Genomic DNA, 16,121 nt, shown 5'->3' on the forward strand with positions numbered 1-16,121 from the left:
TGGATGAGGCATCAGCGGCTCGGCGCGCTTCCGACAGGCTGGTTGTACCGATTCTGAATACGCTCCAGTTCACCCGAACGGCGCAGCTCCTCCAGGGCGTTGGCCCAGGCGGCGACCACTTTGTCGTCACTGTCGAGGCTGAAGGCAATGTACAGCGATGAGCGATAGAGCTCGACGGGAACTCGCCGCAGCGTGCCGGGGGCGATGTTCAACTGGCGGCTGTAATAAGCCACTCCCGCAGCGGTGTCGCCGACGATGATATCGGTGCGCCCGGCTAGCAGCATGCGGTAGAGCTGGCGGCTTTCGGTGGCGACTTTTTCCAGGTTGTTGAAACCCATCGGCTGCAGCACCGAGGGTATCAGGCCCGCCTGTCTTGTGGTGATCCGTGGGGCGTGCAGTAGCTGTTCCAGGGAGTTCATCGGTTGCGGCGCATCGGCCAGTTGGTAGGGGTAAATGGATTCTTCCACGATCGGTCCGACCCATTTGTATAACGATTCGCGCTCGGTTGTGCGAAACAGGGAATACATGATGGTCTTGGGCCGGGTGTTCAAGGTGTGGCTGCTGCGCATACTGGGCAGTAACACGACCTCGAAGTCATCCCCGGTCAGCGTCATGATGCGCCGAACGATCTCCGTGGAAATGCCGGTGAGATGATTATTTTCCTCGTAGTTGTACGGTGCCCACTCTTCGGTCACGACCTCATACTGCTCCGCCCTGACGGGCGTGCCGAGCAATAGACACAGTAATGCTGCGGTCAGTGTCGAAGGTTTCAAATGTCCTGCCTGGCGGGCCGTACGGCAATCAAGGGTGGCTTTGATTAAGCGGGCAAAGTCAGTATAGACCCAGAAAACTGTCTGACGTCTGACACCGTTCCGTCAAGCGCCCGTTGCCTGCCGAAAACAAAAACACCCTGTGAAGGCTGTACCTTCGCAGGGTGCGGGGGGATTCAGCTGGCGAGCGCTTCAGGCTCGCCGCGAATCAGAACTTGTAGGTAAAGCCCAGGCCGTAGCCCCATGCGCTGTTTTCGTACTTGGCGCTGTACAGGCCGCCTTTGCTCGGGTCGTTCAGGTTGACGTTGACGTCTTCTTCCTTGAGGTAGGAGAGGGCGAGGTCGATGGTCAGGTCGTCGGTTGGGCTGTAGCCGGCACCGAAGCTGATGGCGCGGCGATCACCCGTAGGGATGCGCACGGAACGGTCGGTGTTGTTGGTGGGCGCCTGGTCAACCGACAAGCCGCTGCGCAGGACCCATTCCTTGTTGACCCGGTAGGCGACGCCGATGGCCGAGGCCCAGGTGTCATGCCAGTTCTGTTGTTCGGTGGTGGTGGTGAGCTGACCGGCAAGCAGTCCGGTCACACCCTGGTTGTTGATGGTGATGTTTTGCAGGCGGCTCCAGCGGGTCCAGGTGGCACCGCCATAAACGGTCCACTGATCATCCAGTTTCTGGGTGATCGAGAAGTCCACGTTCTCTGGCGTGGTGATATCCAGGGACGTCTTGTAGCGGTTGTCGGGAATAAAGGGGGCGAGGCCGGTGACGGAGGTGTGTCCGCTCAGCGAGTAACTGACCTTGGAATGGTAGGTCAGGCCCAGGCGGGTGGTGTCGGTCGGTTGGACAATGACACCCATGTTGTAGCCCACCGCCGTGTCGTCGCCCTTGACGTCGACAAAGCCGTTGCCCAGAGCCAGCGTAGAGCTCAGCTCGCCGCTGATGCGGTTGAAGGTCGGACCGAAGCCGACGGAAACCACGTCATTGATGGCGTAGCTGACCGTTGGTTGCAGAGTGACAACCTTGACCTGGCTCTTCTGGCCGTAGTTGCTGCCGGCAAAGCCGCTTTCATAGTCGGTGATCAGGCCGAAAGGCGCATAGGCCCCCAGGCCTACTGCCCAGCCATTACCCAGCTGTTTGACGAAGAAGGCATTGGGTACGGAAGTGAACGGGACCATGTCACCGTCGTTGGTGCCGCCTGGGCGACCGCCGCTGGTGTTCTTGATGTCGGTCTTGGCATCCAGCATCGCGACGCCGGCAGTGACCTGATCGCGCTTGAGCAGCGACATGCCGGCAGGGTTACCGTAAAGGGTGCTTGCATCTTCGGCAGAAGAAGAACGACCTGCATAACCGGTCCCCATCCCGCTGATGCTTTGTTCGTTGATGGCAAGGCCACTGGCGAAAAGTTGGCTGGAGGCCAGGGTGACCGCAAGGCTAAGTGTGGTCTTGAGTATGACTTTTTTCATTATTAGAACTCTGGGGGTAATCACGTGGGGCGCAAATTACCAATGTTTCAGTTTTGATGCCATAGGCTGAAATGCTTGAGATAGAGCGGTTTGTAGGGCAATCCTACGAGAAGATGCCGGATTTTATGGAAAATAGATACTTGTGATAAAGCGCAATAGAAGTGGCTGATGAGTCATCGCTTTTCAGGCGCCCGCGGTATCTCTGAAACTTCCCCTATCCAGCCTGATGATTAGTCGTAATGCCTGGACAGTTCATCCAGCCTTCACTGGCTTATCTTTGTGTCGTGCCTCTTTAGACTGTGGCGTACTTTCATCAGCCAGGAGCTACGCCATGCCGGACCATTCCATCAAAGGTAAAGTGGTGCTTGTCGCCGGGGGTGCCAAGAATCTGGGCGGGCTTATCGCTCGAGACTTGGCGCAACAAGGGGCAAAGGCCGTGGTGGTGCATTACAACAGCGCCTCCAGCCAGCCTGACGCCGAGGCCACTGTGGCGGCGATCAAGACGTTGGGCGCCGAGGCCGTGGCGTTGCAGGCCGATCTGACCACGGCCGGCGCGGTGGAAAAACTCTTCAAGGACGCGGTGGCGGCAGTGGGGCGGCCGGACATTGCCATCAACACCGTGGGCAAAGTCCTGAAAAAGCCGATGGCCGATATCAGTGAGGCCGAGTACGACGAGATGATGGCGGTGAATGCCAAGTCCGCGTTCTTCTTTATCAAAGAGGCGGGCAAACAGCTCAACGACAACGGCAAGATCTGCTCCATCGTCACCTCGTTACTGGGGGCGTTCACGCCTTTCTATGCGGCCTATGCCGGTGGCAAGGCGCCCGTCGAGCACTTCACCCGGGCGGCGGCGAAAGAGTTGGGCGCGCGTGGTATTTCGGTGACGGCGGTGGGGCCTGGCCCCATGGACACACCGTTTTTTTACCCGGCTGAAGGCGAGGAGGCAGTCAACTACCATAAGACTGCAGCGGCCCTGTCGTCGTTCTCCCGGACCGGGCTGACCGATATCGGCGACGTGGTGCCGTTCATTCGCAACCTGGTCAGCGACGGCTGGTGGGTCACCGGCCAGACGATCCTGATCAACGGCGGCTACACCACCAAGTGAGTTGATAAAAACATTGCAACCCCAGCAGGGTACGTTGACACTTTTTCCCGGCATCACCAGGCCAAGGGGTTTGAGATGAGCGTAAACCAGCACGCCCAGCATCCTTTGCTTCGCCAGCGCGACGGCCATCATGCGCGGGTGACCTTCGAAGAACTCCTGTTCGATCTGGTGTATGTGTTCGCCGTGACACAGCTCAGTCACGGCCTGCTCCATCACCTGACACTGGTAGGGGGGATGGAGACCCTGATCCTCTGGTTCACCGTGTGGCTGGGTTGGCAGTACACCGGCTGGGTCACCAACTGGTTCGATCCGCAGACTCCTCTGATACGGGGGTTGATCTTTGCCCTGATGATCCCGGCCCTGCTGATGGCCGCCAGCATTCCCGAAGCTTTTGGCGAGCGTGGACTGGTGTTTGCCCTGGCTTATGTGTCGATACAGGTCGGGCGTACGGGCTTTGTCGTCCTGCAACTGCCACGCGAGCACCCCCTGGCGCCCAATTTCAGGCGCATGCTCGGTTGGCTGGGGGTGGCCGCGGTGTTCTGGGTGGCCGGTGCTTGTGTGGAGGGGCCGCTGCGTATTGGCCTGTGGTTGATTGCCGTGTTGTGCGAGTACCTCTCGCCCATGTTCGGTTTCGCGTTCCCCGGTCTGGGCCGCTCGCGGACCCGTGACTGGACCATCGAAGGCGGCCATCTGGCCGAGCGCTGCCAGCTGTTTGTCATCGTCGCCCTGGGCGAAACCCTGCTGGCCAGCGGCGCGGTCCTGGGCGAAAGCGGACATTGGGATCTTCCCATTCTGCTGGGCCTGGTGGCGACGTTCCTCGGGACCCTGGCGATGTGGTGGTTGTACTTTGGCACCGCCGGCAAGGACGCCACGCTGCGCATCACCCAGGACAGCGATCCGGGCCGTATCGGTGCCTACTTTCACTATATTCACGCCATTCTGGTGGCGGGCATCATCACCACGGCGGTGGGCAACGATCTGGTGATGCTGTATCCCGACAGGCGCCTGTCGACAGTCGATGTCATCACCTTGGTGGCTGGCCCGATGATCTACCTGTTCGGCAGCATCCTGTACAAGCGTGTGGTGTATCGAGTAGTGCCCAAGTCCCATCTGGGCGGACTGCTGCTGTTGCTGGCGCTGGTGCCCATCGGCCTTACCACGGACCTGCTGATGATGAGCGGGCTGACCACGGCGGTGATGCTGGTCGTGTGCGCCATCGAAGGCCGCGTGGTCAGGCGCTATCGAGCCCTGCACCCCAACGTCACCCTCAAGCATTGATGGGCCCATGGACAGAATTGAACAGTATCGAGTTTTCCTTCAGGTTGCCGAGCTAGGCAGTTTCATCCAGGCCGCGCGGGTATTGAAACTGCCACGGGCTACTGTCTCCGCCGCCGTGCAGAAGCTGGAGTCGGATGTCGGCACGCGCTTGCTGCATCGCACCACACGCAAGGTCAGCTTGACCGCCGATGGCAGTCAGTTGCTGGAACGTGCGCGCCAGGTACTGCTGGACATCGATGCTATCGACCAACTGTTCCAAACCCATCAGCAGCACGTCGTGGGGCGGCTGAATGTCGATGTGCCCAGTCGCATCGCTCGGCGCCTGATCATCCCGGCATTGCCCGACCTGCTGCGCCGTTTTCCAGGACTTCAGCTCTGTTTGGGGTCCACTGACCGGGCCATCAATCCAATAGAGGAGGGGGTCGATTGCGTGATCCGTTTCGGTACGCCTGAGAGCAGCAGCCTGGTGGTAAAACCCTTGGGACAGGTGCTGCTGGTGAATTGCGCGAGCCCGGGATACCTGGCCGAATCGGGGGTTCCAGAGCATCCCGATGATCTGGAGGACGGTCATCTGTGTATCGGTTATTCGCCCACCATCGCTGGCCAGGAATTACCTTGGGAATACGTCCTCAATGGCGTCGAACAGTCTCGGGCACTGCCCAGTTCAATTATTGTGAACAACGCTGAAAGTTATATCGCCAGTTGTTGCGCCGGGCTGGGACTGATCCAGGTGCCGTTATTCGATGTCCGGCATCTGCTGGAGGACGGGGTGCTGGTTGAAGTCATGCCGACGTACCGGGCGGCGCCCATGACGGTTTCGGTGCTGTACCCTGATCGTCGACAGCGCTCGCGTCGGCTCGGGATGTTCATCGAGTGGTTTGCGGCGCTGATCGAGCCTTTTCTCGTGCGATAAACGAAGGCTGTTTCGACTGGACTCCACGCCGTAAACGTCGCGGCCTCTACGGCTGTTGATGCGTCACGCAGTGAATGCCACCACCACCGGCCGCGATGGCATCGATGTTGAGCTGGATGACCTTGTGCTCCGGGTACAGCCTGGACAACAGGTCGAAGGCCTCGGCATCCGCCACCTTGTCACCGAACTGCGGAGCGATAATGGCGCCGTTGATGATGAAGTAGTTGATGTAACCCGCCGCGAAGTTCGGATTGTTTTTGCTGAATCGACTGTTACGCGGGTTCAGCGGTGGCGACAGCGTGTGTACCTGTAGCGGGCGACCCTCGGCATCCGTGGCCTGCCTGAGAATATCCAGATGCGCCAGGGTCACCGGGTGATCATAGGACTGCGGGTCGGTGTCGAGGTTGGCGATCACCACCCCGGGGCTGACAAAGCGTGCATAGAAGTCGACATGGGCATCGGTGATGTCCTTGCCCTTGATGCCCGGCAACCAGATGATCTTGCGCAGTCCCAGGCAGGCCTTCAGTTCCTCTTCGACCTCGGCCTTGCTCCAGCCGGGGTTGCGGTTGGCGTTGACCCAGCTGCTTTCGGTCATGATGCCGGTGCCGTGACCATCGACTTCGATCCCGCCACCTTCACCCACCAACTGGCTGCGCAGATAAGTGGCGCCACTGTTCTTCGCCACCAGGGCCGCGACCCGGGCATCGTTGGTGTGCCGCTGTTTGTTGCCCCAGCCATTGAAGTTGAAGTCCACCGCGCCCAGTTCGCCTTTTTCCGTGATGACAAAGTTGGCGCCGATATCGCGCATCCAGATATCGTCCAACGCCGTGATGAGGAACGTGGTGTTGTGGCTGCCACAGTGCTTTTCGGCCAGGTCTCGCTCGCTCGCGCGGCACAACACCGTGACCGGTTCGTACTGGGCGATGGTGCGGGCAACCAAGCCTATGGCGGCTTGTACATCGGCGGTGAAGTCTTCCCAGATGGCTGTTTGCGCACCGAAGGCGACAAACGCACGCCGATGCCGGTCACGCTCATCGGGCATCAGCCAGCGTTGATTGAGGCTGGCTGAAGCCCGGGAAGCGTCAAAGCCCAAGCCCATGGCGGCGACCGCACCCAGGCCGGCAACCACTGAAACCTGCTTGATCAGTTCACGACGTGTTGGCATCTGCTGTTCTCTCGATTCAATCGTTTTACGGTAAAACAGGCGCCACGACCGGCGGCGCCCGTGTTTCAAGTCAATCCATGAGCGGCGCAGCGCTCACTCACTTGACAGTAGCGGTCTTGAACTTGGTCCAGGCACGCATCCGCGCGCGCATGTCGGCCTGAGAAATATCCTTGCCGGGAATCAGCCGCTCGAAAGTGGCTTCGTCCAGGTAGATCTCCGGGTTGTTGCGCATCAGCGGATCGACAGCGGATCGGGCCTTGGCGTTGGACGTCGGGTAACCGGTGAAATTGCTGATCGCCGCCATGTTCTCCGGGCGCATGACAAAGTTGATAAAAGCGTAGGCGTACTCTGGGTGCTTGGCGTCGACCGGGATCGCCATGGTGTCCATCCACACCGTGGTGCCTTCGCGGGGGATGTGGTACTGGAAGGTGGTTTTCTTTCCCGCCGCATCGGTGGCCCGTTGTGCCTGGGTCATATCCCCGCTGTAGCCGAGGGACAGGCAGATGTCGCCGTTGACCAGATCCGTGACTGGCTGCGATTGGAATTTACGGATATACGGGCGCAGCTTGAGCAGCAGCTCACTGGCGGCGGCCAGGTCCTGCGGCTTGGCGCTGCGTGGATCACGGCCGAGGTAATTGAGTACCACCGCCAGCACTTCATCCGGCGAATCGATCAGGGAAATCCCGCAGTCGGCAAATTTGGCCGCCAGTTCCGGCTTGAACAGCAGGTCCAGGCTCTTCACCGGCGCATCGGGCAGGCGTTTGTTGATCTGCTCGGCGTTGTAGGTCAGGCCGATGGTGCCCCAGGTGTAGGGGACGGTGGCCTTGTTCGAGTAGGTGTATTGCCGACGTAACTTCAGCAGGCCGGGCTCGATATCATTCAGCGCGCTCAGCTTCGAGGTGTCCAGCGGCTGCAGGCTGCCGGCGCGCATCAGGCGCTCGCCAACGGTGTCGCCGGGGAAGATCAGGTCGTAACCACTGCCGCCGGCCATCATTTTGGCTTCCAGGGTCTCGCTGCCATCCATGATGTCGTAGATCACCTTGATCCCGGTTTCGGCGGTGAATCTGGTCAGGGTGTCTTCGGCGAAGTAATCGGACCAGTTGTACAGCTTCAGGGTCTTTTCTTCTGCCTGTGCCGACGACAAGGCAGTGCTCAACGCCAGGCCCAAGGTGCAGAGCCATTGCTTGCGGGTCATCTTCATGTCAAATCCCCTGGGTATTCCAATGAGCATTGAGGTGGCGGCCATCGAGGCTTGATAGCGTCCCGTACATTTCCGGGCGGCGGTCGCGGTAGATGCCCCAGGTCAGTCGCTCTGCGCGCATGGCGGAGAGGTCCAGTTCCTGTACCCACACGCCGGTGCTGTCGCGATCGGCTTCGACGAGGAGCTTGCCCTTGTGGTCGCAGATAAAGGACGAGCCATAGAACTTCATCTGCAGGCCCGGGTCGGTGCTCGCCACTTCCCGGCCGACGCGGTTGGCGGCGACCACGGGCAGCAGATTGGCCGCCGCATGGCCGCGCATGGTCATCTGCCAATGATCACGGGAGTCCAGCGTCGCAGCGCCGGGTTCGGAGCCGATGGCCGTGGGAAACAGCAAGACTTCGGCGCCCATCAAGGCCAGGCAGCGGGCGGTTTCGGGGAACCATTGATCCCAGCAGACTCCCACCCCGAGGCGTCCGAAGGCGGTGTCCCAGACCCTGAAACCGGTATCGCCCGGGCTGAAATATTCCTTCTCCTGGTAACCGATGGCGTTGGGGATATGGGTCTTGCGATAGACCCCGAGCAAGCGCCCGTCGGCATCGGCCACGCTCAGCGAGTTGAAAAACGCATTGCCGGCTTTCTCGAACCAACTCAGCGGCAGCACCACAGCCAATTCCCGGGCCAGGTCGGCAAAGCGCTTGAGGACCTGGCTGTCCCGATATTCTTCGGCCAGGGCGAGGTGTTTGTGATCCTGCTCGATGCAGAAATACGGCGTGGCGAAAAGCTCCTGCAGCAGGATCACCTGGGCACCCTGGGCGGCGGCCTCACGCACTTGCTGTTCGGCTTGATCGAGGTTGCGCGCCAGGTCCCAGGTGCAGGGCATCTGGGTGGTGGCAATTTTAAGCAGACTCATGAGATTCCCCTTTTACCGGCCAGGCGGGCTGTTGCTGGGTGATGCAATGCACTCCACCGCCGCCATGGGCCAACTGGTTGATTCGCACCGGGACCACTTCACGTCCCGGGAAGGCCGCCGCCAGGACCTCGGCCGCTGCCTGGTCGGCCTCGATGCCGTAGGCGGGCATGATGACCGCGCCGTTGGCGATGTAGAAATTGGTGTAGGAGGCGCAAAACACTTCAGCCTTGGTGTCCACGGCAGCGCTGGCCTCGAACAGATCGATCAGCTCGAAACGGCGTCCCTGGGCATCGCTGGCCAACGCCAGGGCGCGGCGGTTTTCCCGCACCACCTCGGCATAGATGGAGTCGTGTTCGTGTGTGGCGTCCACCAGCAAGACACCCGGGCGGGCGAATGCACAGACGCCATCGACGTGGCCGTCGGTCATGTCGCCGGTGACATGATCCGGGTCGCCGGGTAGCCAGATCGTCTTCTTCACGCCAAGCAGGCGACTGAAGATGTCCTCTATCTCGGCCTTGGTCATGCCTGGATTGCGGTTGGGGTTGAGCAGTACCGACTCGGTGGTGATCAGCGTGCCTTGGCCGTCGACATGAATCGCTCCGCCTTCGTTGCCCAGGGCCGTGCTGAAGCCCTCCAGGTCGAGGTGGTTGAGCACCCGTCGAGCCAGGCCTTCGTCCAGGTCAAAAGCCGATTTGCCGCCCCAGGCATTGAAGCGCCAGCTGACACCGGCCATCCCCAACTGCGGATGGCAGACGAAACTCGGCCCGGAGTCACGGCACCAGCTGTCGTTGACCGCCAGTTCGATCAGCTCGATGTTTGCGGTGCACAGGGCGGCGGCGCTGGCCCGTGCCGAAGGATCGACCACCATCTTCACGGGCTCGAAGCGGGCAATGGCGTTGGCGACCCGGGCAAAATCGGTCTGCACCTGCGCGAGGGTCACGCCCCAGCCGGATTCCCACAAGGACTGATTGTGGGGCCAAACCATCCAGGTCGCGGCATGGGGTTCCCACTCCGCGGGCATCGACCAACCACTGCCTTGAACGCCATTGCGCTGCATGTTGCTCACCTTTCAGTTAAGTATTATTTATGGCTGAAATCCGCCTTCGCGGAATGACGTCCATGCTATGGCTTCATAAATGGCGCAACAAACGATAGATTTAGCGCATAACTGATTAGAAAGGCTTATCGATATGCTGAAACATTGGCCTCCTTTGAACACCCTGCGCGGCTTTGAGGCTGCGGCGCGCCTGGGCAGCTTTCACAAGGCGGCGCAGGAGTTGCACCTGACGCAGTCGGCCATCAGCCAGCAGATCCGGCACCTGGAAACCTTTCTCGAGCAGCCACTGTTTTTTCGCAGCGGCCGCAGTGTCAGCCTGACCGACGCCGGGCATGACCTGTACAGCACGACCCAGTCGATGCTGTTGCAGTTGTCCGTCGGCATTCGTCGCCTGGAGCAATACCGCAAACCCAATCAGTTGGTGGTCAACACCACCCCGGCATTCGCCCGACATTGGCTGTTGCCCAGGCTCGGGGATTTCCATCGACAGTATCCCGACGTGGACCTCTGGTTATTTACCAGCTTCGAGCCGCCGGACATGTCGACTCAAACCATCGACCTGACGATTCGCGACGACCTCTGCGCACAGGCCGATTGCAGTTACCAGGAACTGTTCAGCGATCGGCTTTATCCTGCCTGCCATCCGCACTTGTTCGAGGTGCCCGCCGAGCAGCGAACCACCTTGCATGGCGAACGGGAAATGGATTGGAGTCACTGGGTGGTGCAGGGCGGGGAAAATGTCGGCCAGCGCAGCAACGGCTTGAATTTCTCTGATCCAGGTCTGCTGCTCGATGCCGCCTGCGCGGGCAATGGCATTGCCCTGGTCAGTCAATTGTTGGCGGCGAATGCGCGCGCCAATGGGCTATTGCAGCCCCTGAGTGAGCGAAGTGTGCCGGGCGCCAGCTGGGTTTGCCTGATCCATCGTGACAGTGAAAAAAACTCGCTGACTCGCAGTTTCAGTGAGTGGTTGCAGGCAGCCCTGCAGGCAAATGTCCATTAGCCCTCCTGGCTTGGCGTGCATTACCATCAATCGTTCCCCCTCTTCGAGTAGTGACACCATGGATGCACAGACGAATATTCGCCGGGCTGTTCAGGACGACGCCGAGGCCATCGCCGCGCTGGTTGCCGAGGCCTATTCGTCTTATATCCCGCGAATCGGTAAAAAGCCGGGGCCCATGCTCGATGACTACAGGGAGGTAGTGGCTGATTTCAGCGTTTTTGTGCTGGCCAAAGACGCGGAAATAATGGGTGTGCTGGTCTTGATGGTGCAGAAGCCGGCGCTGCTTCTGGAAAATATCGCCGTCTTGCCTCGCCATAAAGGGCAGGGTATCGGCAAGGCCTTGATGGCTTTCAGTGAGGACTATGGGCGCAAGACCGGCTGCGAGGCCATCGAGTTGTACACCCATCAACTGATGACTGAAAACATCGCCCTCTACAAAGGCCTGGGTTATGAGGAAACCCGTCGAGCTACGGAAAATGGCTTTGCCCGGGTCTTTATGCGCAAACCTATTGCTATGGGTTCTGCGTAACCGCTTGGCAGTAGTGGCGGGTGGCGTGGCATGTCACTGAAAAACCTCGGTGACTAAAAAGAAGTGTTCCCCATACGCCCGCGCCGAAGCCCTTCCTCCCTGGTGTTCTGGTTCTTCGGAACGGGTCAGCGGCTTGTCCGTTTCATCGTAGACCAGACGGTAGAAGGTGTTCGGGCCGCTAGCGCCACCGCTCCCACCCCAGCTCCATTCTTGATACTTCGGAGACGGCCCGGGCACGCTGCGCGCCAGTTCCTCATAGTGATCGCGGGTCAGTTGAAAGTGAATCCAGTCGGGTGTGATCTGAAAGTAGCTCGATGCCGCCAGCAACCCGACGGTCACAACGGGTGCTGCGATGACAGAGACCAGCCTTCGCCACCGACGTGCCCGCAGGTTGGCCACAAGGCCCATGGCGAAAGCAACCGCAGCGATCAGCGCCGGGATGCCGAGCAGTGGAACCAGCAGCAGCCAAAGTCCAAACAACCGGTCCAGCTCGCCACCCAGGTAGAGAGTAATCCCGAACAGCAGCCAGATGCAGAAGTGGCCCACGGCAACCCCGTCCGCTGTTCTCGACGGATTCGGTCCGGTTTTACGCTCGATCATGTTCAAGGTCAGTTTTTTCTTTTGATGTGCTGATGCGACCGCAGGCAGGGCCAGCCGCCAAACGCATGCGGCAAAACCTGACAGCTGCTCGAGCGGCCTTGGGGTTTCAAAAACGGCGCATACAGATACCGGCAAATGGCCATAAACTCAAATGAAATAGAAAATTTATGGCGACTCGATGTCCCTTATAGCAAGGCTACCAAGGCAGCACGCTCATGTGCTCGTCTTCCAGAGAGTAGAACTGGTTGGAAGGCGGTGCGCTAGCAACCAGGTCAAACAGTCGCTTCGCTGAACAGCTGGGCGCAAGTGTCGCGTCAGCGACCCCGAGATCCGTTTTCAATCGACCAGGATGGACGGCATAGCAGGCCACGCGATCTCCAAACTCGTCCGTTATGCAAAGCGAAAGCATGTTCAACGCGGATTTCGAGATCCTGTAGGCATAAGAGCTACCGGCCTTGGAAACGCGCGGGTCGGCGTTTTGCTCCACGGAGCCTCTGCGCGACGAGATGTTGACAATGGTCTTGAGCGAAAAGCTTTCGAGCAGCAGCGCCGACAATAAAAACGGCGCTATGCAGTTGACGTTCAATGAGTGCGCGATGCTTTGTGCGGTTTCACTGAGCAAGGACGCGCCTTGGCTGCCGATGCCGGCATTGTTGATCAGCAGGTCGATGTGGCTGATGTTGTTTCTTTTCAGGGTATGGACCAGGTCGCCGATTTTTTCTTCGACGTTCTGATTCAGGAAGTCCATTTCATGGTGCCGGTCAGCGTGACCCTGGGCCACCAGCATTCGAAGCTTTTCGGCCGACCGGCCAATCGCGATGACAAAGTGCCCGTCGGCCTTGGCCTGTTGGCACAGCGCGCGGCCGTATCCTCCAGTGGCTCCTGTAATCAAAACTATCATCTGTCCTCCCAGGCTTTTTGGGGGTATCGCGATGCCTTAAGTCGATAGTGCTGCACCCTGTGCGTCGGTAGCAAGAGTGGAAAGCCCGCCATCCTGCTGAAGATTCAACTCGATGGCCTCATAGGGCAGCCCGACATAGTTTTCCGCAATCGTCTTGCGTCCGACGTCGGAGCCTGTGAAGTAATCGAGTTCGCTTTTCTGCAGACGCTGGCTGAAGGCGTCCGTCTCGGGGAAACGGTGGAGAATCGAGGTCATCCACCAGGAAAAACGTTCGGCTTTCCACACCCGACGCAGGCAGATGGATGAGTACTGCTCCAGCAGATCGGTGCGGCCTTCGCCGTAGACCTTGAGCAGGATGCGATACAGCGTACTGACGTCACTCGCCGCCAGGTTCAGGCCCTTGGCGCCGGTGGGTGGAACGATATGGGCCGCATCGCCGAGGAGGAACAGGCGGCCATATTGCATGGGCTCGACGACAAAACTGCGCAAGGGCGCGATGCTCTTTTCAATCGAGGGGCCGGTGACCAATTGCTCGGCGACCGTGGCCGGCAAGCGGCGTTTGAGCTCCTCCCAGAAGCGTTCGTCAGACCAGTCCTCGACCTTTTCTTCGGCGTCCACCTGCACGTAGTAACGAGTGCGTGTCGGCGAGCGCATGCTGCACAAGGCAAAGCCACGCTCATGGTTGGAGTAGATCAGTTCATGGCTGACGGGTGGGGTGTCGGCCAGGATACCCAACCAGCCAAAGGGATAGACCCGTTCAAAAATCTTCAGGGTCTCTGGCGGTATCGATTGTCGAGAGACGCCGTGAAAACCGTCGCAACCGGCGATGTAGTCGCAGTCCAGGCGCACGGTCTGGCCGTTATGTTCGAAGGTCAGGTAGGGACTGTCGCTCTGCATGCCGTGGGGCTGCACATTGTCGGCGTCATAGAGGGTCAGGGCGCCGACGGCGGCACGGGCCTCCATCAGGTCACGGGTGACCTCGGTCTGACCGTAGACCATGACCGTTTTGCCACCGGTCAGTGCCTTGAGGTCGATGCGCTCGCGGCGCCCGTCAAAGGCCAGTTCGAAGCCGTCATGCACCAGGCCGTGGGTGTCCATACGTTCGCTGACACCGGCTTCGCGCAACAGATCGACCATGCCTTGTTCCAGTACACCGGCCCGAATGCGCGAGAGGACATAGGCGGGGTTCTTGCGTTCGACGATGACGTTGTCGATGCCCGCACGGTGGAGCAGTTGACCGAGCAAAAGGCCGGATGGGCCACAGCCGATGATTGCGACTTGGGTTTTCATGGTGGGTATTCCTGTCTGGTACCGCTGAAGGCATGGGGCCTTGGCGGGTGCTGTTGTTTTTGTCTCCTGTATTTTTGGTGGATAAAGCGCGGATATGAATGCAATATCCGTTGCGCTTCATGGACTTTTCGTGGGTGCTCGCAAGGAGGGAGAGAGTGTCGAAATCATTCGCTGTACCGGTTCCGGTGTTCAAACTCTACGGCGAGACCGGCGCTTGGCCGACGCCCGACCTGATTCACTGCGAGTCGATTCCCGAGCGTAGCCAACTGCATGGCTGGGAAATAAAACCCCATCGTCACGGCGACCTGGTGCAGCTTTTATATGTGCAGGCAGGGCAGGCGACGCTGAAAGTCGAGGACGAAATCCACCATATCGATTCACCCTCGTTGCAAGTCGTCCCGGCGCTGAGCGTGCACACCTTCAAGTTCTCCGAGGATATTCAAGGCCACGTGCTCAGCCTGGCGCAGCCCCTGGCCGAACAGCTCGGCGCCTCCCTCAACAGTCCGGTATTGACCACTGCGGCCTGTTACCCGATCGGTTCCGCGCATCGGTATCTGGACACGCTGTTTTCAGCCATCACCCGGGAATACGGTCAACACCAGCCGGGCCGTGACCCGATGCTGCAATCGTTGATCACGGTGCTGTCCATCTGGCTCAGTCGCCGCAATCTGGAGCTGTCGGCACCGGACGCGCTGCCGCTTGAGCGTGGCCGTGAACATTTGCAGGTGTTCACCCGAACATTGGAGCTGCGCTTTCGCGAGCACCTGCCCCTTGAGCACTATGCGACGACGCTGGGGATCAGTACCGCCCATCTCAATGCATTGTGCCGACGACTCTGCGGGCAATCGGCGTTGCAGATGATCAACCAGCGGCTGCTGCTGGAAGCCAAGCGCGACCTGGTCTACACCGCCATGACCATCAATCAGGTGTCCGACAGCCTGGGCTTTTCCGAACCGGCCTACTTTTCGCGCTTTTTCAAACGCGGCACGGGGCTGTCACCGAAACAATTCCGTATCCAGCGCTAGCGGATGCCGGGTCACGAACCGCACCGAATATCGCTGCCCGAATCAGATTTCGCCATCGCAAGGGGCGCTATCCATAACCATTTGGATATGGATAAGGTCGGTTTTTTCAGTTTTTAAGAGGGCTCTATCCGTCGAGACTGAGCCACAGGTTGCTATTGACGCAGCTTTACCTCTAAAAACAAGGAGACCTCCATGCCTGATGCGGACAACCGCCGCTTCGTCATTCGTGACCGTAATTGGCACCCCAAAGCCCTGACGCCGGACTACAAGACCTCGATTCTTCGTTCCCCGCGCCAGGCCCTGGTGAGCATTCCCCAATCCTTGTCGGAAAGCAGCGGCCCGGACTTTTCCCACTTGAAAATGGGTCAGCACGACAACGATCTGCTGTTGAACTTCAACCATGGCGGCTTGCCCGTCGGCGAGCGCATCGTCCTCGCCGGCCGGGTCTGTGACCAGTACGGCAAGCCGATCCCCCATACCCTGGTGGAGATCTGGCAAGCCAACGCCGGGGGGCGCTACCGGCACAAGAAGGACAGCTACCTGGCGCCCATCGACCCGAATTTCGGGGGCGTCGGCCGGACCTTGACCGACCGTGACGGCCACTACCTTTTCCGTACGGTCAAACCCGGCCCGTACCCGTGGCGCAACGGCCCCAACGATTGGCGGCCGGCGCATATCCACGTCTCTATCAGCGGCCCGTCGATTGCCACGCGCCTGATCACCCAGCTGTATTTCGAAGGTGACCCGCTGATCCCGATGTGCCCGATCGTCAAGTCGATCGCGAGTCCCGAGGCGGTACAAAGCCTGATCGCCAGGCTTGATATGAGCATGGCCAATCCCATGGATTGCCTGGCTTATCGTTTTGATATCGTCCTGCGCGGCCAGCGCCAGACCCACTTCGAAAACCGCTGAGGAGGC

15 protein-coding genes and 1 pseudogene are annotated in these 16,121 nt (G+C 59.7%); 7 read left to right on the top strand and 9 right to left on the bottom strand.

Translation table 11 applies throughout. The features are described from left to right. Nucleotides 1–11 precede the first annotated feature (11 nt). On the bottom strand, nucleotides 12–773 hold the full coding sequence (locus tag HX866_RS06975) for a substrate-binding periplasmic protein (protein WP_177092056.1): 762 nt from the start codon (nucleotides 771–773) through the stop codon (nucleotides 12–14). 205 nt (nucleotides 774–978) lie between these two features. Beyond that, complete coding sequence (locus HX866_RS06980; RefSeq protein ID WP_177092057.1) at nucleotides 979–2,229, bottom strand: OmpP1/FadL family transporter; 1,251 nt, start codon at nucleotides 2,227–2,229, stop codon at nucleotides 979–981. 331 nt (nucleotides 2,230–2,560) lie between these two features. Between HX866_RS06980 and HX866_RS06985 the strand changes: the two genes are divergently transcribed. The 3 genes from HX866_RS06985 (at nucleotide 2,561) to HX866_RS06995 (ending at nucleotide 5,525) form a co-directional block, all read left to right on the top strand. Next, nucleotides 2,561–3,334, top strand: coding sequence for an SDR family oxidoreductase (locus HX866_RS06985; RefSeq protein ID WP_177138706.1), 774 nt, complete (start codon nucleotides 2,561–2,563; stop codon nucleotides 3,332–3,334). Between the two features lie 75 nt (nucleotides 3,335–3,409). Beyond that, nucleotides 3,410–4,612, top strand: a complete 1,203-nt coding sequence (locus HX866_RS06990) for a low temperature requirement protein A (RefSeq protein ID WP_177138707.1) — start codon at nucleotides 3,410–3,412, stop codon at nucleotides 4,610–4,612. Nucleotides 4,613–4,619: 7 nt separating this feature from the next. Next, the gene (locus HX866_RS06995; RefSeq protein ID WP_177138709.1) at nucleotides 4,620–5,525 is read left to right on the top strand and encodes a LysR family transcriptional regulator; all 906 of its coding nucleotides are present in this window, start codon (nucleotides 4,620–4,622) and stop codon (nucleotides 5,523–5,525) included. 46 nt (nucleotides 5,526–5,571) lie between these two features. On the opposite strand, the gene HX866_RS07000 is transcribed toward HX866_RS06995, so the two are convergent. The 4 genes from HX866_RS07000 to HX866_RS07015 all read right to left on the bottom strand — a co-directional run bounded on the left by HX866_RS07000 (nucleotide 5,572) and on the right by HX866_RS07015 (nucleotide 9,858). Continuing rightward, nucleotides 5,572–6,690 carry an agmatine deiminase family protein gene (locus HX866_RS07000; protein WP_177138711.1) on the bottom strand — a complete coding sequence of 373 codons (1,119 nt, stop codon included), beginning with the start codon at nucleotides 6,688–6,690 and terminating at the stop codon, nucleotides 5,572–5,574. Nucleotides 6,691–6,787: 97 nt separating this feature from the next. Further along, nucleotides 6,788–7,885, bottom strand: coding sequence for an extracellular solute-binding protein (locus tag HX866_RS07005; RefSeq protein ID WP_371319238.1), 1,098 nt, complete (start codon nucleotides 7,883–7,885; stop codon nucleotides 6,788–6,790). A 7-nt stretch (nucleotides 7,886–7,892) separates the two neighbouring features. Further along, nucleotides 7,893–8,801 (bottom strand): N-carbamoylputrescine amidase, encoded by a 909-nt coding sequence (aguB, locus tag HX866_RS07010; protein WP_177138715.1) that lies wholly within the window; start codon nucleotides 8,799–8,801, stop codon nucleotides 7,893–7,895. Continuing rightward, on the bottom strand, nucleotides 8,788–9,858 hold the full coding sequence (locus HX866_RS07015; RefSeq protein ID WP_177138717.1) for an agmatine deiminase family protein: 1,071 nt from the start codon (nucleotides 9,856–9,858) through the stop codon (nucleotides 8,788–8,790). Before HX866_RS07015 ends, aguB begins: the two co-directional genes overlap by 14 nt. A gap of 133 nt (nucleotides 9,859–9,991) precedes the next feature. On the opposite strand from HX866_RS07015, the gene HX866_RS07020 reads away from it, so the two are divergent. Continuing rightward, the gene (locus HX866_RS07020) at nucleotides 9,992–10,858 is read left to right on the top strand and encodes a LysR substrate-binding domain-containing protein (protein WP_177138719.1); all 867 of its coding nucleotides are present in this window, start codon (nucleotides 9,992–9,994) and stop codon (nucleotides 10,856–10,858) included. A 58-nt stretch (nucleotides 10,859–10,916) separates the two neighbouring features. Continuing rightward, nucleotides 10,917–11,387, top strand: a complete 471-nt coding sequence (locus HX866_RS07025; RefSeq protein WP_177138721.1) for a GNAT family N-acetyltransferase — start codon at nucleotides 10,917–10,919, stop codon at nucleotides 11,385–11,387. 33 nt (nucleotides 11,388–11,420) lie between these two features. Here the strand turns inward: HX866_RS07025 and HX866_RS07030 are convergent, their stop codons facing one another. The 3 genes and pseudogenes from HX866_RS07030 to pobA form a co-directional block, all read right to left on the bottom strand. After that, nucleotides 11,421–12,122 (bottom strand): hypothetical protein, encoded by a 702-nt coding sequence (locus tag HX866_RS07030; protein ID WP_177138723.1) that lies wholly within the window; start codon nucleotides 12,120–12,122, stop codon nucleotides 11,421–11,423. A 61-nt stretch (nucleotides 12,123–12,183) separates the two neighbouring features. After that, on the bottom strand, nucleotides 12,184–12,888 hold the full coding sequence (locus HX866_RS07035) for an SDR family NAD(P)-dependent oxidoreductase (protein WP_177126179.1): 705 nt from the start codon (nucleotides 12,886–12,888) through the stop codon (nucleotides 12,184–12,186). Nucleotides 12,889–12,996: 108 nt separating this feature from the next. Next, nucleotides 12,997–14,178 (bottom strand): annotated as a pseudogene (gene pobA / locus HX866_RS07040) (4-hydroxybenzoate 3-monooxygenase); the annotation flags it as partial. Between the two features lie 155 nt (nucleotides 14,179–14,333). Between pobA and HX866_RS07045 the strand changes: the two are divergent. Beyond that, the gene (locus HX866_RS07045) at nucleotides 14,334–15,203 is read left to right on the top strand and encodes a helix-turn-helix domain-containing protein (protein ID WP_371319224.1); all 870 of its coding nucleotides are present in this window, start codon (nucleotides 14,334–14,336) and stop codon (nucleotides 15,201–15,203) included. A gap of 192 nt (nucleotides 15,204–15,395) precedes the next feature. Then, the gene (pcaH, locus tag HX866_RS07050; protein WP_177102137.1) at nucleotides 15,396–16,115 is read left to right on the top strand and encodes a protocatechuate 3,4-dioxygenase subunit beta; all 720 of its coding nucleotides are present in this window, start codon (nucleotides 15,396–15,398) and stop codon (nucleotides 16,113–16,115) included. The last annotated feature ends 6 nt before the right edge of the window (nucleotides 16,116–16,121 follow it).

Origin of the sequence: Pseudomonas gingeri (assembly GCF_013386165.1) — a bacterium.
GTDB classification, from domain to species: domain Bacteria; phylum Pseudomonadota; class Gammaproteobacteria; order Pseudomonadales; family Pseudomonadaceae; genus Aquipseudomonas; species Aquipseudomonas gingeri_C.

What these genes read in the sequence shown, in the direction of transcription:
- HX866_RS06980 (WP_177092057.1), bottom strand. Translation starts at nt 2,229, where the DNA reads ATGAAAAAAGTCATACTCAAGACCACACTTAGCCTTGCGGTCACCCTG.
- HX866_RS06985 (WP_177138706.1), top strand. Translation starts at nt 2,561, where the DNA reads ATGCCGGACCATTCCATCAAAGGTAAAGTGGTGCTTGTCGCCGGGGGT.
- HX866_RS06990 (WP_177138707.1), top strand. Translation starts at nt 3,410, where the DNA reads ATGAGCGTAAACCAGCACGCCCAGCATCCTTTGCTTCGCCAGCGCGAC.
- HX866_RS06995 (WP_177138709.1), top strand. Translation starts at nt 4,620, where the DNA reads ATGGACAGAATTGAACAGTATCGAGTTTTCCTTCAGGTTGCCGAGCTA.
- HX866_RS07000 (WP_177138711.1), bottom strand. Translation starts at nt 6,690, where the DNA reads ATGCCAACACGTCGTGAACTGATCAAGCAGGTTTCAGTGGTTGCCGGC.
- HX866_RS07005 (WP_371319238.1), bottom strand. Translation starts at nt 7,885, where the DNA reads ATGACCCGCAAGCAATGGCTCTGCACCTTGGGCCTGGCGTTGAGCACT.
- aguB (WP_177138715.1), bottom strand. Translation starts at nt 8,801, where the DNA reads ATGAGTCTGCTTAAAATTGCCACCACCCAGATGCCCTGCACCTGGGAC.
- HX866_RS07015 (WP_177138717.1), bottom strand. Translation starts at nt 9,858, where the DNA reads ATGCAGCGCAATGGCGTTCAAGGCAGTGGTTGGTCGATGCCCGCGGAG.
- HX866_RS07020 (WP_177138719.1), top strand. Translation starts at nt 9,992, where the DNA reads ATGCTGAAACATTGGCCTCCTTTGAACACCCTGCGCGGCTTTGAGGCT.
- HX866_RS07025 (WP_177138721.1), top strand. Translation starts at nt 10,917, where the DNA reads ATGGATGCACAGACGAATATTCGCCGGGCTGTTCAGGACGACGCCGAG.
- HX866_RS07035 (WP_177126179.1), bottom strand. Translation starts at nt 12,888, where the DNA reads ATGATAGTTTTGATTACAGGAGCCACTGGAGGATACGGCCGCGCGCTG.
- pcaH (WP_177102137.1), top strand. Translation starts at nt 15,396, where the DNA reads ATGCCTGATGCGGACAACCGCCGCTTCGTCATTCGTGACCGTAATTGG.